Origin of the sequence: Erythrobacter dokdonensis DSW-74 (genome assembly GCF_001677335.1) — a bacterium.
GTDB classification, from domain to species: Bacteria; Pseudomonadota; Alphaproteobacteria; order Sphingomonadales; family Sphingomonadaceae; genus Erythrobacter; species Erythrobacter dokdonensis.
Genome location: NZ_LZYB01000006.1, coordinates 194,542 through 210,387 on the forward strand (window position 1 = coordinate 194,542; position 15,846 = coordinate 210,387).

At 65.3% G+C, this 15,846-nt stretch carries 14 protein-coding genes; 8 read left to right on the plus strand and 6 right to left on the minus strand.

Annotated features, from left to right (window positions below):
* Positions 1 to 27 precede the first annotated feature (27 nt).
* The 3 genes from I603_RS11605 to I603_RS11615 all read left to right on the plus strand — a co-directional run bounded on the left by I603_RS11605 (position 28) and on the right by I603_RS11615 (position 2,173).
* Positions 28 to 483, plus strand: coding sequence for a tRNA (cytidine(34)-2'-O)-methyltransferase (locus I603_RS11605; RefSeq protein ID WP_068865488.1), 456 nt, complete (start codon positions 28 to 30; stop codon positions 481 to 483).
* Between the two features lie 104 nt (positions 484 to 587).
* Positions 588 to 1,181: a hypothetical protein gene (locus I603_RS11610; protein ID WP_068865232.1), complete on the plus strand. Its 594-nt coding sequence runs from the start codon at positions 588 to 590 to the stop codon at positions 1,179 to 1,181.
* Positions 1,178 to 2,173, plus strand: coding sequence for a YfjI family protein (locus I603_RS11615; RefSeq protein ID WP_068865234.1), 996 nt, complete (start codon positions 1,178 to 1,180; stop codon positions 2,171 to 2,173). The genes I603_RS11610 and I603_RS11615 overlap by 4 nt, the downstream gene beginning before the upstream one ends.
* Here the strand turns inward: I603_RS11615 and I603_RS11620 are convergent.
* The 3 genes from I603_RS11620 to I603_RS11630 are packed head-to-tail and all read right to left on the minus strand — an operon-like array spanning position 2,142 to position 6,435.
* Positions 2,142 to 3,629 (minus strand): TolC family protein, encoded by a 1,488-nt coding sequence (locus I603_RS11620; RefSeq protein WP_084440075.1) that lies wholly within the window; start codon positions 3,627 to 3,629, stop codon positions 2,142 to 2,144. The genes I603_RS11615 and I603_RS11620 overlap by 32 nt on opposite strands.
* A 2-nt stretch (positions 3,630 to 3,631) precedes the next feature.
* Positions 3,632 to 4,663, minus strand: coding sequence for an HlyD family secretion protein (locus tag I603_RS11625; RefSeq protein WP_068865236.1), 1,032 nt, complete (start codon positions 4,661 to 4,663; stop codon positions 3,632 to 3,634).
* Entirely contained in the window at positions 4,660 to 6,435 is a 1,776-nt protein-coding gene (locus tag I603_RS11630) for an ABC transporter transmembrane domain-containing protein (protein ID WP_068865238.1), read from the minus strand. Before I603_RS11630 ends, I603_RS11625 begins: the two co-directional genes overlap by 4 nt.
* A gap of 309 nt (positions 6,436 to 6,744) precedes the next feature.
* On the opposite strand from I603_RS11630, the gene I603_RS11635 reads away from it, so the two are divergent.
* From I603_RS11635 to I603_RS11650, 4 genes are read left to right on the plus strand one after another with little or no spacing between them, the layout of a single operon-like run.
* Positions 6,745 to 7,872 (plus strand): FAD-dependent oxidoreductase, encoded by a 1,128-nt coding sequence (locus I603_RS11635; protein ID WP_068865240.1) that lies wholly within the window; start codon positions 6,745 to 6,747, stop codon positions 7,870 to 7,872.
* Between the two features lie 53 nt (positions 7,873 to 7,925).
* Positions 7,926 to 10,067 (plus strand): FAD-dependent oxidoreductase, encoded by a 2,142-nt coding sequence (locus I603_RS11640; RefSeq protein WP_068865242.1) that lies wholly within the window; start codon positions 7,926 to 7,928, stop codon positions 10,065 to 10,067.
* Positions 10,031 to 11,347 carry a NupC/NupG family nucleoside CNT transporter gene (locus I603_RS11645; protein ID WP_232305368.1) on the plus strand — a complete coding sequence of 439 codons (1,317 nt, stop codon included), beginning with the start codon at positions 10,031 to 10,033 and terminating at the stop codon, positions 11,345 to 11,347. Before I603_RS11640 ends, I603_RS11645 begins: the two co-directional genes overlap by 37 nt.
* Positions 11,340 to 11,945: a CDP-alcohol phosphatidyltransferase family protein gene (locus tag I603_RS11650; protein ID WP_068865245.1), complete on the plus strand. Its 606-nt coding sequence runs from the start codon at positions 11,340 to 11,342 to the stop codon at positions 11,943 to 11,945. Before I603_RS11645 ends, I603_RS11650 begins: the two co-directional genes overlap by 8 nt.
* Here I603_RS11650 and I603_RS11655 read toward each other — a convergent pair.
* The gene (locus tag I603_RS11655) at positions 11,942 to 12,754 is read right to left on the minus strand and encodes a DUF1499 domain-containing protein (RefSeq protein ID WP_068865246.1); all 813 of its coding nucleotides are present in this window, start codon (positions 12,752 to 12,754) and stop codon (positions 11,942 to 11,944) included. The genes I603_RS11650 and I603_RS11655 overlap by 4 nt on opposite strands.
* A gap of 210 nt (positions 12,755 to 12,964) precedes the next feature.
* On the opposite strand from I603_RS11655, the gene I603_RS11660 reads away from it, so the two are divergent.
* Positions 12,965 to 13,510, plus strand: a complete 546-nt coding sequence (locus tag I603_RS11660) for a c-type cytochrome (protein ID WP_232305369.1) — start codon at positions 12,965 to 12,967, stop codon at positions 13,508 to 13,510.
* Positions 13,511 to 13,597: 87 nt separating this feature from the next.
* Here I603_RS11660 and I603_RS11665 read toward each other — a convergent pair whose 3' ends face one another.
* Entirely contained in the window at positions 13,598 to 15,124 is a 1,527-nt protein-coding gene (locus I603_RS11665; protein WP_068865250.1) for a tryptophan halogenase family protein, read from the minus strand.
* Between the two features lie 20 nt (positions 15,125 to 15,144).
* Positions 15,145 to 15,771, minus strand: coding sequence for a DUF6445 family protein (locus I603_RS11670; protein ID WP_068865498.1), 627 nt, complete (start codon positions 15,769 to 15,771; stop codon positions 15,145 to 15,147).
* Positions 15,772 to 15,846: the final 75 nt, after the last annotated feature.

Consider the following 15,846-nt stretch of genomic DNA (forward strand, 5'->3'; position numbering starts at 1 on the left):
CCAAAGACCCGCATGGGCCTCGTCCCGATGACCGCCATCGTCCTCGTCCAGCCCGAAATCCCCGGCAATACCGGGGCGGTGGGGCGTACCTGTGTGGCGCTGGATATGGAGTTGATCCTGATCCACCCCTTGGGGTTCGAGATAAGCGACAAGCGGGTGAAACGCTCGGGCCTCGATTACTGGCCGCATGTGCGGCTGACCGAATATGCCAGCTGGGAGGCTTTCCTCACGGCGCGCACTCCGCGTCCCGACCAGCTGTTCCTGTTCGAGGAGTACGGCGCGCGCTCGTTCTATGAGCCCGACTATCCCGAAGACGCCTTTCTGGTGTTCGGCCAGGAGACCAAAGGCATCCCGCAGGCGATCATCGACCAGCACCCTGAGCGGCTGTTCAAGCTTCCGATGCGATCCGATGTCATCCGCTCACTGAACCTTGCCAACACCGTTGCGGCAGCGGCCTATCAGGCGCTGCGCGGCAAGCTTTAGGTTATCCACCTCAATATTTGATCGCGCCAGAATCGGCCTGCTTGTCGCATCTGCCGACTTGTGCGAATTCGCAGGCAGGGATCACAACGGGGGAACCTTACACTATGCGAATGGTCCGATGGACGGGCCTTGCGCTGCTGCCGCTTGCCGCGGTGGCACAGGCGCAGGCGATCAAGAGCGAGCCGGAGATGAAGATCTTCTCCGCCGGTGAGATCGAGGCGATTGCCATGCCCGAACTTGCCTACACGCCCGATGAAAGGATCGCGGCGGATTTCGACAAGTATTTCTTCTTCCACCGCGAAGGGACGGACTTCAGCCGCGCCTATGCCGACATCACAGAATGCGATTCGCTCGCCAGCGGGATCAATTTCTACATGGGCGCCAATGACGCGGCGATTGCGGCGGCCTCGGCGAATTACGGCATGCTGGCCGGAGGTATCGGCGGGGCGATTGGCGGGCTGATGGCCGATGCCATCTTCGGTAGCGCCGAACGGCGCCGGATCAAGCGTATCAACCTGCGCAACTGCATGTTCTACAAGGGCTATGACCGCTACGGCCTGGAAAAGGATCTGTGGCAGGAATTCCATTTCGAGGAAGGGCTGAACCGCGAGAATGCCAAGGATCGCGAGGCCGCGCTGCTCAAGCAGGCGCGCGTCGCCTCCGGCCCCAAACCGCAATACGAGGTGCTTGAACCATGAAGCGCATAGTGACCCTGATCGCGGGCGCACTCGCGCTCGTCGCCGCGCCTGTCGCCGCCGAGAAGACGAAGCCCGACATCGCCGAATACAAGGCGGTCGAGGCCAAGAACCTTGTCTCGGGCAAGCAGAAAATCGATCCGGCGAAGGCTTACATCTTCGTGCGCAGCCCGGCCAACCGCACCAATGGAGTCTTCCTCAAGACCCCGAGCACCGGGGAGATTGCCAATTTCGAGGCGAAGTGGCGCGAGGAGTTCGAAGAGGAAGTCAAACGATATCCTCGCCGGCTGGCAAGCTGGGAGGTGATCCAGAAGAGCGGGCGCAAGGGAGCCGAAAAGCCGATCGAGCCGACCGAGGAAAACTTTGCCATCGCCCCGATCGAAACGCGCATGATCGTGCCTTTCGGTCCGCAATTCGTCTTCGAGAAGACCGATGGCGAGACAAAGACCTACAGCTACCTCGTCGAGGTCGAGCCGGGCGAATATACCTATCTCGGGCCGATCCTCTACCTGCCCGGCACGCAGACCTTTGGTGTTTGCTATTGCATGGGTTCGGTGAAGTTCGAGGCCAAGGCGGGGCAGATTACCTCGCTCGGCGACTTCCTTAGCCTGGGTTGGGCTGACCGCGCGGCGCTGGAGCAATCGACCTTCGAACGCACCCTGTTGCCCGATCGCCCGGCGGTTCCCACCGACTGGAGCGTGCCGGAGGCGCTGGCGCAGTATCCCCACGCTAAAGCCGAGCTGCGTGCCGCGGGCAAGCGCAACAACTTCCTGAGCGCGCTGGTCGGACGGATTCCGCCGGTGCCGGGGGTTCTGGGGTATGACCGTGACATTCCGATCGATCTGGTCGGACTGGCCGAGGGCAAGGTCGAGGTCGAGCCTGCCCCCGCCCCTGCCACGGAGACGACCGGAGCGGCGGCTGCCGAAACCGAAGCGGGCATGGGCGGCGAGGGAGAGCCTCTGGCTACTCCAGACCCAGCGCGTCAAGGTTCATAGTCGCCGCATTATAGCTCGCCTCCGCCAGGCGGCCGGCGAGCTTGGCGCGGATCGCCTTGACCTGGGCGTTGGCGGCGGCTTCCTCGCGCGCGTTGACGAGGAAGAACTCGCCCGCGCCGAGGCGAAAACGGGTACGTTCGGCCTGCACCATCGTGTTCGCCTGCTTGACCTCGGCATCGGCGAGATCGGCTATCCTTAGGGCGGCCGAGAGATTGTCGATGATATTGCTGACCTCGGTTGTGATCTGGTCGGCAATCCGGCGCTGGCGCAGTTCGGTTTCGCGCAGTTCGGCCTCGGCGCGCTGCAATCGTCCGCGAGCCTCGCGCCGCTGGAGCGGAACCGTGAAGGTCAGGCCCACCACCGTATCGGTCGAATCGAAGGTGGGTCCGCCATCGCCGATCGCACCGAAATCGCGTGACAATTCGACGCTGGCGTCAAGCCTGGGCTGAAGGTCGTTGCGCCGCAGCGCCACGCGGTTGTTGGCCCGCTCCAGTGCCAGTTTGAAGGTCTGGAGTTCGGGCCGCCGCTGGATTACCTCGCTCACCGGGGTCGCGACAAGTTCCTCGACCGGGGCGACGGCCTCCATGCGCGCCTGATCGGGCAGCATCTCGCGGGTGGGCACGATCATCTTCCCGTCCGATCCGCGCAGGTAAAAGCCGAGACTGTTCGCGGCGATCAGGAAATTGCGCTTCGCCTCTTCGAGCAGCGAGCGGCGGATCAGCAGGTTCTGTTCGTTCTCGGTCAGCGCGATGCGCGGGCGCGCGCCTTCGCTCACCTCGCGTGCAAGGCCCACCTGCCGCGCCTCGGCGATTTCGAGCAGCTCCTCGAACACGCGGATTTCCTCGCCCGCCGCGACCCAGCGCCAATAGGCGCGCAGTGCCTCGTGCTGGACGTTCAGCTGCACCAGCATAACATCAAGCTGCGCCTGGCTGGCGGCCAGCCGGGTGTCCTCGATCCCGAAGCGGCGGCTATCGATGTCGCGGTTGCGCAGCAGGGAGAACAGCGCGCCGACCTTTACCTCACCCAGCTGGTTGGTATTGTTGATGTTCTCGTAGATCGGGAATCGCCCGTCCGAGACCCGGTAGCTGCCGAATACTTCCGCGCCTAAGGGCCGCAATGGCTGGCGGGCCTCGGCCTTGGCGAAACCGCCGGAGAATGTGCCGGTGACGCGATCATAGGCCTCGCCCTTGAGCATCAGGTCGAAGGCCCCGTCCGCGGCAAGCTGGTCGGAACGCGCCGCGGCCTCGCGTTCGAAGGCCTCGAGGATCGAAGGGAAGGTGAGCGCCGAGGAGCGCAGCACTTCTTCGGGCAGCAGCGGGCCGGTGGTCAACGCCTCTTCGATCGGATCGCCGAGCGGCGCGATATCCTGTGCCAGTGCCGCTGCGGGCGCCAGCGCCAGCAGCGCGGCACCGCAGGCGAGCCAGGGCCATCCGGCAAGGGCAAGGCCGCCGCGCATCGTCACTCGCCGGCAGCGGCTGTTTCACCCGGCGGCAGTTCCGGCGGGAAATTGTTGAGCTGGCGCCAGATTTCGTAGCCGACCGGTACCGTCTCGAGCAGCACCCAGGCCTGCGCCTTGGCGCCGAAGCGAACGAAGCGCTCTTCCGGCCAGGGGTGGGCATCGGCCTTGTCCTCGGCGATCAGCACGCGGAAACGGCCATTGGGCTGGGCCGACTGGTCGACCGCGACGACGATCCCGCCGAAGGTGCCGACGGCGACCGAGGGCCAGCCGGAGAATTGCACCGCAGGCCAGCCTTCGAACATCACCCGCGCCTTGTCACCGCGCTTGACCAGCGCGACGTCGCGCCCGTCGATGAAGATTTCGACCACCCGCTCGGCACCGTCGGGAACGAAGGTCGCCAGCACGTCACCCGCGTTGATATAGGTTGCCGCGTCGCCGGCGTTGAGGCTCTGGATGAACCCGTCGCGCGGCGCGCGCACGATCTGCACCGACTGGCGCGACAGGTTGACGTCGGCGCGGTTGAGATTGGCCTGGGCTGCGGCAACCCGGCCTTCCATCTCGGCGATACGGATCTGCGCCTGTTCGAAATCGCGCCTTGCGGCAAGGCCGGCCTCGAACAGTTCGCGCGCGCGGCGTTCATCGAGCCGCGCGGTGGCGAGCGCGCTCTGGGCGGCCTGCAATTGCAGCTGGACCTGCTGCCGCTCGGCCTGCAGACGCTCGATCAGTTGCGGGTCGATATCGGCAATCCGCACGATCGGATCGCCCGCCTTGATGGCGCTGCCGTCGCGCACATACCATTCCTCGATCCGGCCCGGCACCAGGGCGTTGATATCCTGCTTGCGTTCATTGGGATTGAGGGTGTTGACCTGCCCTCGTCCGGTCGCGGTCTGCACCCAGGGGGCATAGATCAGGAACACCAGCGCCGACAGAAAGGCCACCAGCAGCATGTAGAACACGGTGCGCATCACGCGCGGGATCTTGACCGATTCCAGCGCCGTGAAGCGGTGCGGCAGGCGTTGCAGCGCGCTCATGCCTCGCCTCCCGTGCCCGAAGAGCCAAGCTCGGCGCGCAGGCTGGCGGCGTCGCCTGCGACACTGCGCCGTTCGCGGCGAACTGCGGCGAATTCGGCGAAGTTGTCGAACCAGCGCTGCGCGCGCGCCTCCATATGCAGGAAGCGGTCGCAGCCCAGCGCTGTCTCGCGGTTGGAGAAATAGACCACCGTGGTGAAGGCCTGGGCGCGCAATGCGGCGAGCGCGCGCGCGAGGTCATCGGCCTCGATCAGGTCGAACAGGCGGGTCAGCACCAGCACCCGCGGCCGGGCGAGGATCGCGCTCGCCAGCTTGAGCTTGAGCAGTTCGACCGTGGAGAGCGGATAGCCGGTCGCCGCGATTTTGGTGTCCAGCCCGTTCGGAAGGCCGGGGATGGTTTCGGCCAGCCCGACTGCCTGCAGCGCATCCAGCATCCGCCAGCTTTCTCCGCTGGGGCAGGACAGGCTGAGATATTGCCGGATCGTCATCGGCACGAAGGTCGGCCGGTCGAGCACGTAAATCGCCATGCGCAGGTGATGCGCCTCGATATCCTTGATGTCGGTGCCGCCGAGCGTGCAATAGCCCGTGGCCGGGAATTCGTAGAGCTTTATGACATTGGTGAACAGGCGTTGGAGGCCGTGCTGGCTGGTCGAGGCCATCACCACCGCGCCGCTGGGAATGGTAAAATCGAGCTCGGCTTCCTCGTAGCGCGCGCGACCTCGCACTTGTCGGAATGCCAGTGTGTGATCCTCTCCGCTGATCGGGTCGGCCCCGCCGGGCTTTTCCTGCTCGACATCGAAGAACAGCGAGATTTCCTCGCCCGCCGCGCACATTTCGTAGAAATAGTTGAGATAGTTGCCCAGCTGCGACACCCCGAAGAAGGCTGCCGAGAGCACCAGTTCGGCCGCTACCAGCTGGCCGAGGGTCAACTCGAACTGGATCACCAGCCAGCCGCCCAGCCCCAGAAGTACCGCGCTTGCCAGCGCATACATGAACAGGAACGAGAGCGTCTGCGAGAAATGCTGGCGGAAGTAATGCCGCCGCGCCTTGAGATAGCCGTGGGTGACCCGGTCGGTCTCGGCAATGGCATAGTCGACGCGCTGCTGCGACTTGAAGAAGCCGTTGGATTCGCCGATCTGCTCCAGCCAGACTGCCGTGCCGTGCTTGGCGTGGGACACGTCGATCGCTGCGCGGATCGCGCGGCTGCCCCAGGTCAGCCAGACGATCCAGATCAGCACGATCATCACCAGCGTGAAGATCAGGAACAGCGGGTGATAGAGCGACACCAGCACAAAGCCGACGGCGATGCCGAGCAGGATCGAGAACCCGTCGAGGATCAGGATCGGCATGCGCGACATGATCACCATCACGTCGAAATACCGGTTGAACAGCGCGCCGCGGGTGGTGTCGCTGAAGAACGGGTTCTGGGCGTAGATCGCGATCAGCGAAATCTCGCTTACCATACGGGCGTAAAAGCGCCGCGCGAACAGCTCCATCAGGTGAATGCGCAGGGCATAGAGCAGCGAGGAAAACAGCAGCAGCACGAACAGCGTGATCGACAGCATCACCAGCGGCGCGGGCATGGCGGTGTTGGCGACGGTGTTGATCAGCATCTGCACCGAAATCGGCGTGGCGAGGCTGAGCAGGCTGATGCCGATGCCGTAGACCACGGCCAGCCAGTAGAAACTGCTCTCCGGCTTCAGGATCTCGGCAAAGATCCGGAAGAATTTGGTCAGCGATATCTGCGAGCCGTAGGAGGGGCCTTCAACCGCCATGGAAGCCTTTCTGTCCAGAACCTGTATTCGTGCCGTCCATCGGGCACCGGATAGCACGCGTTTCACATGCGTGCGCTTCCCCGTTGCCTGCGCTCCGGCTTGTGCAGGCCCGGTGCATGCCGCGCAACAGCTTCGGCTGCAAATGTTTAATCGCCCAGCGGGCCGAGGGTTCCGGTCCCGAGCTAATGTGCCAAATCATGAAGATATGAACCTAAATCAAGCTATTGCGAGGCATTGTCGCTTGGCGAGCGCGTTAGCGCATCAACCTTGCCGGTAGCTGAACCGGGCGCAATCGGGCATGAGGCCCCGATGACTTCGGCCCCAACCGCCGCGCAAGGGCGCACGCTGCTGCTGGTGGGCGGCGGCCATGCCCATGTCGCGGTTCTGGCTGACTGGATCCGCCAAGGCCCTCCCGCCGGCACGCGCACCGTGCTGCTGACCCCGCATCCGGTGCTGCGCTATTCGGGCATGGTGCCGGGCTGGCTGGCGGGACAGCACGGGCAGGACGAGGGGCTGGTCGATCTCGCCGCGCTCGCCTGCCGTGCGGGAGTGGAATGGCTGCCGGGGCGCTGTGCGGCGCTCGACCCGCTAGTCCGGGAAGTCACCACCGACAGCGGCGCGCGCCTCGCCTTCGATTGCGTTTCGCTCGACACCGGCGGGGTCGGGCGGGGGAGCGCGGTGCTGGGCGATGATCCGCGGCTCGTCGATATTCGCCCGATCGAGGATTTCGTCACCCGCATCGCCGCGATGCCGCCCCCGCGCCGCGTGGTGGTGGCAGGCGGAGGAGCGGGCGGAGTCGAACTGGCCTTCGGCCTGCGCAACCTCGCCTGGGCCGAGGTGCGGCCTGAAGTCGCGCTGGCAACCGGCGCGGATGGTCTGCTTCCGGGCTTTTCGGATGCGGTCCGCCGCCGCGTCGCAACCGCGCTGGTGCGGCAGGGCATTGCCTTGCATCTTGCCGATGCGCGGCTGGAAGGCGGGGCGATACCGGCGAGCGAGACTAAGCTCGAACCGGCCGATCTTATCGTCGCCGCGCTGGGTAGCGCCGCGCCCGATTGGGTGCGCGCCAGCGGCATCGCCGTCGATGAGGCGGGCTTTGCGCTGGTCGATGAACACCACCGCTCGCTGTCCCACCCTTGCATTTTCGCTGCCGGCGACGTCAGCGCGCGCGCCGACCGTCCACTGGCGCATTCCGGCGTCCACGCGGTGTTCGCCGGGCCGGTGCTTGCCGGCAATCTTCGCAGCGTGCTGGCAGGCAAGCACCCGGCCAGCACCTATCGCCCGCGCGGGAACAGTCTCTACCTGATGAATACCGGAGACGGGCGCGCGATTGCCAGCTATGGGCGGCTGGCGGCGGAGGGGGCTTTCGTGCTGGCGCTCAAGCATGCCATCGACAAGCGCTGGATCGCGCAATACGCGAAGCTGGCGGGAACGGCGTAACCACCGGCGCGCTTTGGCCGAAAGCAGGGCGCGAAAGCCAATCGGGAGGCCCCTTGAAGAAACTCGTTATCCTTGCCGCACTGGCCGCTGTCGTGGCCGCCTATTTCGCCTTCGATCTGGGGCAATATCTCACGCTGGACGGCATCAAGCAGGCTGTGGGCCAGTGGGAGGCCTTCTACGCCGAGAATCCGCTTGTCGTGCTGGCCGTGTTCTTCCTTGCCTATGTCGCGGTTACCGCAGCCTCGCTCCCCGGAGCGGCGATCATGACGCTGGCGGCGGGCGCGCTGTTCGGGGTGGTCACCGGGACGATCCTCGTCTCCTTTGCCTCAACGCTCGGGGCTACCCTCGCCTTCCTGTCCTCGCGCTATTTGCTGCGCGATTCCATCGAGGCGCGCTTCGGCGAACGACTGAAGGCGATCAACGCCGGGCTGGAGCGCGACGGGCCGTTCTATCTCTTCACCCTGCGCATGATCCCGGTTTTCCCGTTTTTCGTCGTCAATCTGGTGATGGGCCTGACGCGTATCCCGACCCTCACCTATGTGTGGGTCAGCCAGCTGGGAATGCTGCTGGGCACCATCGCCTATGTGAATGCGGGCACGCAGCTGGCGCGGATCGAAAGCACGAGCGGGCTGCTTTCGCCCGTTCTGATCGGCAGCTTCGCATTTCTCGGCATCGTCCCGTGGATCGCCAAGCTGGTGACCGGCATCATCAAGCGCCGCCGGGTCTATGCCGGCTTCAATCGGCCCAAGACATTCGATCGCAACATGGTGGTGATCGGCGCGGGCGCGGCGGGGCTGGTGTCGGCCTATATCGCCGCGACGGTCAAGGCGAAGGTGACGCTGGTCGAGGCTAAGGAGATGGGCGGCGACTGTCTCAACACCGGCTGCGTGCCGTCCAAGGCGCTGATCAAGAGCGCCAAGGTGGCCGCGATGATGCGCGGTGCGGACAGCTATGGCCTTGCTCCGGTCGAACCGCAGGTGCCGTTCAAGGCGGTCATTGCGCGGGTGATGGAAGCGGTCAAGGCCATCGAGCCGCATGACAGTGTCGAGCGTTACGAAGGTCTCGGGGTCGATGTGGTCAAGGGCTATGCCCGCATCATCGATCCCTGGACGGTCGAGATCGCGCTGAACGACGGGGGTACCCAGAAGCTGACCACCCGCTCCATCGTGATAGCTTCAGGCGCAGAGCCCGTCGTGCCTGATATCCCGGGAATCGCCGATAGCGGCTATCTTACCAGCGAGACTATGTGGGAGGCTTTTGCGCAGATGGACACCGCGCCGGCGCGGGTCGTGGTGCTCGGAGGCGGGCCGATCGGATGCGAGCTTTCGCAAGCACTTGCACGCCTCGGCTCGAAAGTCTCTCAGGTCGAGATGGCCGGTCAGCTCCTTGGACGCGAGGACGAGGACGTGTCCGCGCTCGCCCGCAAGATGCTCGAGGATGATGGTGTGAGCGTTCACACAGATCACCGGGCGGTGCGGATCGAAGGCAATGTGCTGGTTGCTGAAAATGGCGGGGCGGAGCTTCGCATCCCCTTCGATACGCTGATCGTCGCGGTGGGGCGCAAGGCGCGGCTGACCGGCTTCGGGCTGGAGGATATCGGGGTCGACACCGCCAGGACCGTCAACACCGACGAATTCCTCGCTACCAAGTTTCCCAACATCTTTGCCGCGGGCGATGTGGCGGGGCCGTATCAGTTCACCCACACCGCCAGCCATCAGGCGTGGTATGCCAGCGTCAACGCGCTGTTCGGGACGTTCAAGAAGTTCAAGGCGGACTACCGCGTGATCCCCGCCGTCACCTTCCTCGATCCCGAAGTCGCGCGCGTGGGCCTCAACGAACGCGAGGCGGCCGAGCAGGGGATCGCGGTCGAAGTCACACGCTACGAGCTGGACGATCTCGATCGCGCGATTGCCGAAAGCGAGACGAGGGGCTTCGTCAAGGTGCTGACCCCTGCGGGCGGCAAGGACACAGTGCTGGGCGCAACCATCGTGGGCGCACATGCGGGCGAACTCATCGCCGAATATGTGCTGGCGATGAAGCACGGGATCGGGCTGAACAAGATCCTCGGCACGATCCACGCCTACCCGACCATGGTGGAGGCCAACAAGTTCGCTGCCGGCAACTGGAAGAAGGCTCACAAGCCCGAAGGCCTGTTGAAGTGGGTCGGGAAGTATCACGACTGGATGCGGGGCTGACGCGCATGGAGCTGTTCGACCAGTTCAGGGGACTTATCGGGCTGGCGGTGCTGCTGGGCCTTGCCTGGGCCCTCAGCGAGAACCGCGCGGGCCATCCCGGCTGGCGCTGGACCCTGGGCGCGCTCGCCTTGCAGGGGCTGCTGGCGGTGCTGATCCTGCGGGTGCCGGCGGTGTGGACCGCAGTGGGCCTCGCCAATTCCGCCGTCAGCGCCATCGAGGCCGCGACGCTGAAGGGTTCTGCCTATATGTTCGGCTATCTCGGCGGGGCGGAGTTGCCCTTCGCCCTGAAGGAGGGCGCGCAGCCGCCGCTCGTCATCGCCTTCCAGATCCTGCCGCTGGTGATCGTCTTCTCCGCGCTTGCCGCCTTGCTGTGGCACTGGGGCGTGCTGCGCTGGATGGTGAACGGCCTTGCCTTCCTGCTGCGCCGGAGCCTCGGCGTGTCGGGTGTTGTCGGACTGTCGGGCGGAGCGAGCATGTTCCTCGGCGTGGTCGAGGCGCCGCTTGTCACCCGTGCCTGGTTCGCCCGCATGAGCCGTGGCGAACTGTTCCAGATCATGGTGCTGACCATGGCGACCATTTCGGGCGCGATCCTTATCCTCTACGCGACGACCCTGCGCCAGACAGTGCCGGACGCGGTCGGCCACATGATTGCCGCCTCGCTGATCTCGCTCCCCGCTGCGCTGCTGATTGCGCGGTTGATGGTGCCGGGAACGCTCGAGGACATCGCGACCGAGGTGGAAAGGGAAGACCCGGGCCTGAAATACGAAGGCAGCATCGACGCGATCGTCAAAGGCACGATGGACGGGATGCAGCTGTTCCTTGCCGTGATCGCCGTCATCATCGTGGTTTTCGCTTTCGTGGCGCTGGCCGATCAGGCGCTGGCGCTGCTGCCCTTGGTGGAGGGCGAGCCGCTGACGCTCAAGCGGATCTTCGGCTGGCTGTTTTCGCCCTTCATGTGGCTGCTTGGCGTTCCCTGGGCCGAGGCGCAGGCGGCAGGCGCGCTGATGGGCACCAAGGCGGTGCTCAACGAATATGTCGCCTATCTCGAACTCGCCGCGCTTGCCCCCGGCACCTTCGGGCCGCGCAGCTTGCTGATTGTCACCTACGCGCTGTGCGGGGTGGCGAACCTAGCCAGCGTGGGCCTGCTGGTCTCGACCATCGGCACGCTCTGCCCCGAACGCCGCGCGGAAACCGCGGGGCTGGGCATGAAAAGCTGGATTGCCGGCAATCTCGCCAGCGCCATGACCGGTGCCTGGATCGGGCTGGTGACCTATGCTTGACGCGCGGCTGCGCCCGCTGATCGATCCGCCGCTGAACCGGGTGGGCAGGGTGCTGGCAGGGCTGGGCGTTACCGCCAATGGCCTCACCTTCACCGGGCTGGCGCTGGGGCTGGCGGGAGCGGGGGCGATTGCATTCGGCCATGTCGGCTGGGGTCTTGCGCTGATTATCGCCAACCGGCTGCTCGACGGGCTGGACGGCGCGGTAGCACGCGTACGCGGGCCGAGCGATCTGGGCGGCTATTTCGATATTGTCGCGGATTTCGCCTTCTATGTCTCCGTCCCGCTCGGCTTCGGCATCCTCGCTCCTGCCAACTCTGTTCCGGCGCTGGTCCTGGTGGCAAGCTTCGTGCTGACCGGGGTGAGCTTTCTTGCCTTCGCGGTGATCGCGGCCAAGCGCGGCACCACGACCGAGGCGCATGGGCGCAAGAGCTTCTTCTATTCCACGGGCATCGCCGAGGGGACCGAGACGATCGCGGTATTCATCGCGATGTGCCTGTTCCCGGCGTGGTTCGCGGTGCTCGCCTATGGCTATGCGGCGCTATGCGCGCTCACCGTGCTCCAGCGCAGTGTGGTCGCGGTGAGCGTGTTTCGCGATTAGCGACTGGCCGACCCGAGCAGCGCCTCGGTTTCCTTGCGCAATTCCTCGATACGCGCGGTATTGGCACCCAGATCGCTCTGCCCGACCCGGCTGACCGAGCGGAAATCGATTTGCTGGTCGCCGACCCGGGCGACGACATCATCGCGGAACCCGAACCAGAAGGTCTCGTCGACACCTTCGACCCGTCCGCCTTCGGCATCGGTGCGGATGTCCTTGAGACCCATCTTGCTCATCGCCGCGGCGACTGCGGCCACGCCTTGAGCCTTGCTTGCGCCGCCCAATGGCAGCGGGGCGGGGCGGTCCTTGCGGGCAGTGATGATCTGGGCGTGGGACTTGACCGCCAGTTCGGGCGCAATGCCCTGCTGGTAGATCTCGATTTCGCCGAGCGGCGTCTGGTAGTCGGCGAGCGGATTGGCGCCGGCGGCTTCGCGCGCGGCCAGCGTCTCGTCCGAAAAAGCGGGCGGATTGCCGGTGTCGGTCGAAATGTCGTGGATCGGGTTCTCCCCGGCCTTCACGCCCGCCGCCATGAACATCACGAAGATCGCGCCCGGCACCAGCAGGCCGACGATCGCCGCCGCCAGCACTGGATTGCGGCGCGGCTTGGCGCGCAGGGCGATGATCAGCGATACCAGCGCCGCCAGGGCCGTGATGCCGAGCAGGATGACCCCGCCGCCCATGGTCAGGGCGAGCAGGCCGATCTGCCAGCCCCACAGCCCGATCTTCGTCCCCAGCGCGGAAACAAGGAAGAAGGCCGGAAGAAACGCCAGCAAGGCGAGGACGAGCTTGGTGTGCCAGGGAAGTGTGGTCATGGCATGCTGTTTAACAAACGCGCGCGCCAAGGCAATCGCCGGTTGAAAACTGGTCGGGAAACCCTTTGGCATTCATGCGTTGGAACGCTACGGCGACGGGAGGGGCAGGGTCTGAAGGCATGCCGAAGTCCTGCTTTCCATGCCGGGAAAACTAAGTTATGTCGGCCCGCGGACACGGGAGGACATAATTGTTCAGAGGACAAAACGACCATGAAGCGTAATTTCCTGATGGGTGCGGCCGCGCTGGCGGGCCTGATGACTCTTTCGGCTTGCGGCGGCGGTGCGGCGGACGAAACCCCGGCCCCGGCGGCCGAAGAAACCGCGGCTGCTCCGGCTGCCGAAGAAGCTGCTCCGGCTGAAGCCGAGGCGACCGAAGCCACCGAGGCGACCGATGCTGCGGCGACCGAAACCGCTGCTGCCGGTGCCGGTCTCCAGCTCGCCGGCCTGACCGGCGATCCGGCCAAGGGTGAAAAGACTTTCGCGCTGTGCCGTTCGTGCCACGTGCTCGAGGAAGGCGTGAACCGCGTCGGCCCGTCGCTCTACAACATCGTCGGCCGCAAGTCGGGCTCGGTCGCCGGGTTCAACTACTCGGAAGCCAACAAGAACAGCGGCGTGACCTGGACCACCGACGTGCTGTTCGAGTACCTCAAGGATCCCAAGGGCTTCATGCCGGGCACCAAGATGGCCTTCCCGGGCATCAAGAACGATCAGGACCGCGCCAACCTGGTGGCCTATCTCGACAGCCAGACCAAGTAAGCGCACGGGTTTAGGCTTGCTGAAATCGAAGGGGGCGGCTCGGACAACCGGGCCGCCCTTTTTCGTGGGCGCTCGCCCCCGCTGCTTTCAGGCTGCGGCATTCAGCTTTTCGGCGGGGCAATGGCGGGCCAGATAGTCTTCGTGGCGCGGCAGCCCTGCCACGCTGCGTTCGATGATGGCGCGCAGGCTTTCGAGGAAACCGGTCAGCTGGGCATCGTCGATCTGGTCGGCCATCGGATCGTAATCGGCGGGCATGATGCCCTGACCCAGCATTACCTGCACCCAGCTGGCATCGCGGAAAAGATCGTCGGTGTCGCGTCCCACCCGGCCCGAGGCGGCGAACAGCTCCAGCTTGTGGGTCAGGCTGTCGGGGACGCTCATGTGCTTGCAGTACCGCCAGAACTCCGTGTCCTCGCGATCGGTGCGGTGGTAGTGGAGAATGAGAAAGTCCCGGATCTGCGCGAATTCGGCGGCGCATCTGCGGTTGTATTCGGCGCGCATTGCCGCGGCGTTGGCGGAGCGCGGGAAGAGCTGGATCAGCCGGCTGACATGCGACTGGATCAGGTGGATCGAGGTTGATTCGAGCGGTTCGAGGAAGCCGCTCGACAGGCCGATCGCGGCGCAGTTGTGCGCCCAGAACGCCTCGCGCCGTCCGGTGGTGAAGCGGATCGGGCGCGGATCGCCCAGCGCCTTTGTATCGAGCCCGTCCAGCAGCGTATCGGCGGCGGCGGCATCGGTGGTGAAGCCTGAGGAATAGACATGCCCGTTGCCGGTGCGATGCTGGAGCGGGATGCGCCACTGCCAGCCTGCGTCCTTCGCGGTGGCGCGGGTATAGGGGACAAGGGTCTCCAGCCGCTCGCTCGGCACGGCCAGCGCGCGGTCGCAGGGGAGCCACTTCGACCAGTCCTGATAACCGACCCCCAGCTCCCCGCCGAGCAGCAGCGAGCGGAAGCCGGTGCAGTCGATGAAGAAATCGCCCGCGACGCGCTCCCCGCCCTTGAGCACAATGGCGGTAATGTCGCCACTCTCGCCATCGCGCTCGACGCGCTCGACGATACCCTCGGTGCGGGTGACGCCGCGTCCTTCGGCATAGGCGCGCAGGAACAGGGCATAGCGGCTGGCGTCGAAATGATAGGCATAGGCCAGCCCCGTCATGGCGGTGTTGCCGACCCGGTCGAGCTTGCCGAAGCGCGCCTCGTCGGCGGCGCGCTGGTGGAGCGAGTAGTTCCACAGCCCCTTGGGGTTGCCGCCCGCCCCCATGCTGCGCCGCCAGTAATGGTGGAAGGCGACATTGCCGAGGTTCATCCCCGTATCCCCGAAGGTGTGGAGATACCTGCTGCCCTTCTGCCCCCAGTCGACGAACTCGATCCCCAGCTTGAAAGTGCCCGAAGTGGCCTTGAGAAATTCGTTCTCGTCGATGCCGAGGATCGCGTTGAGGCGGATGATCTGCGGGATCGTTGCCTCGCCCACGCCGACCGTGCCGATGGTTTCGGATTCGACCAGTTCGATGTCGAGCCGTCCGCCCAGCAGCCGGGCAAAGGCTGCCGCGGTAATCCAGCCTGCGGTGCCCCCGCCGACGATCACCAGCTTCTGCACCGATCCTTCGCCTGTCATCCTCGTCCCCGTCGTGCCCTTCATTCCGCCGGACGGAAGAAGGCGTTGATCGTCAGCCGCCCCTCGTGCGGGTCTGCGCTCAACGGTGTGTCATTGTCGATCACCCCGCTATGCAGGATGTTGCCGCGATAGAATACGGCGCTGTTGAAATGGCCCGGCACCGCGTGGATGCGCTCGAAGTGGGGGGCGCCGTCGGTGGTATAGGCCGCGGGCGGCAGGCCGGTACGCGCCACGTCGGCTTGCAAGGCGGCGGCATAGCGCGGGTAGTCCGCCTGCGTCAGCGCCTCCAGCCCGGTCGAACGGTGGCGGAAGAAGGCCGTGCCGCCGTGCCCGGTCCGGTGGAGGTAGAGCATCATCGCGATCTGGCGCGGATCGGTGCCGTCGACATGGGGCAGGCGCTGGATCGGCGCGAGACCTGCGGGCGGGGTGGTGACGAGCGAATACCACGCCTGCATTTCCCAGACCGTGCCGGGCGCATCGAACCATCGAGCGAGCAACGGGCCAAGCCGGCCGAGCCATGCGGCGCAAACCTCGGGAGCGAGCGGCGCGCGCACGCCGGGATATTGCGGCGTGATTCTTGCAAATTTTTGCAAAAAAGCTTGGGAGACGGCATGGGAAGCGTTCTCCAGAAGTCCGTGGACTGCCACAAGCCTGTGGTTTTGCGAGGAGAAATGCGTGATGCGCGCGTCTTCCGGGGCAATCTGCCATCCGGGTGCTGCCGG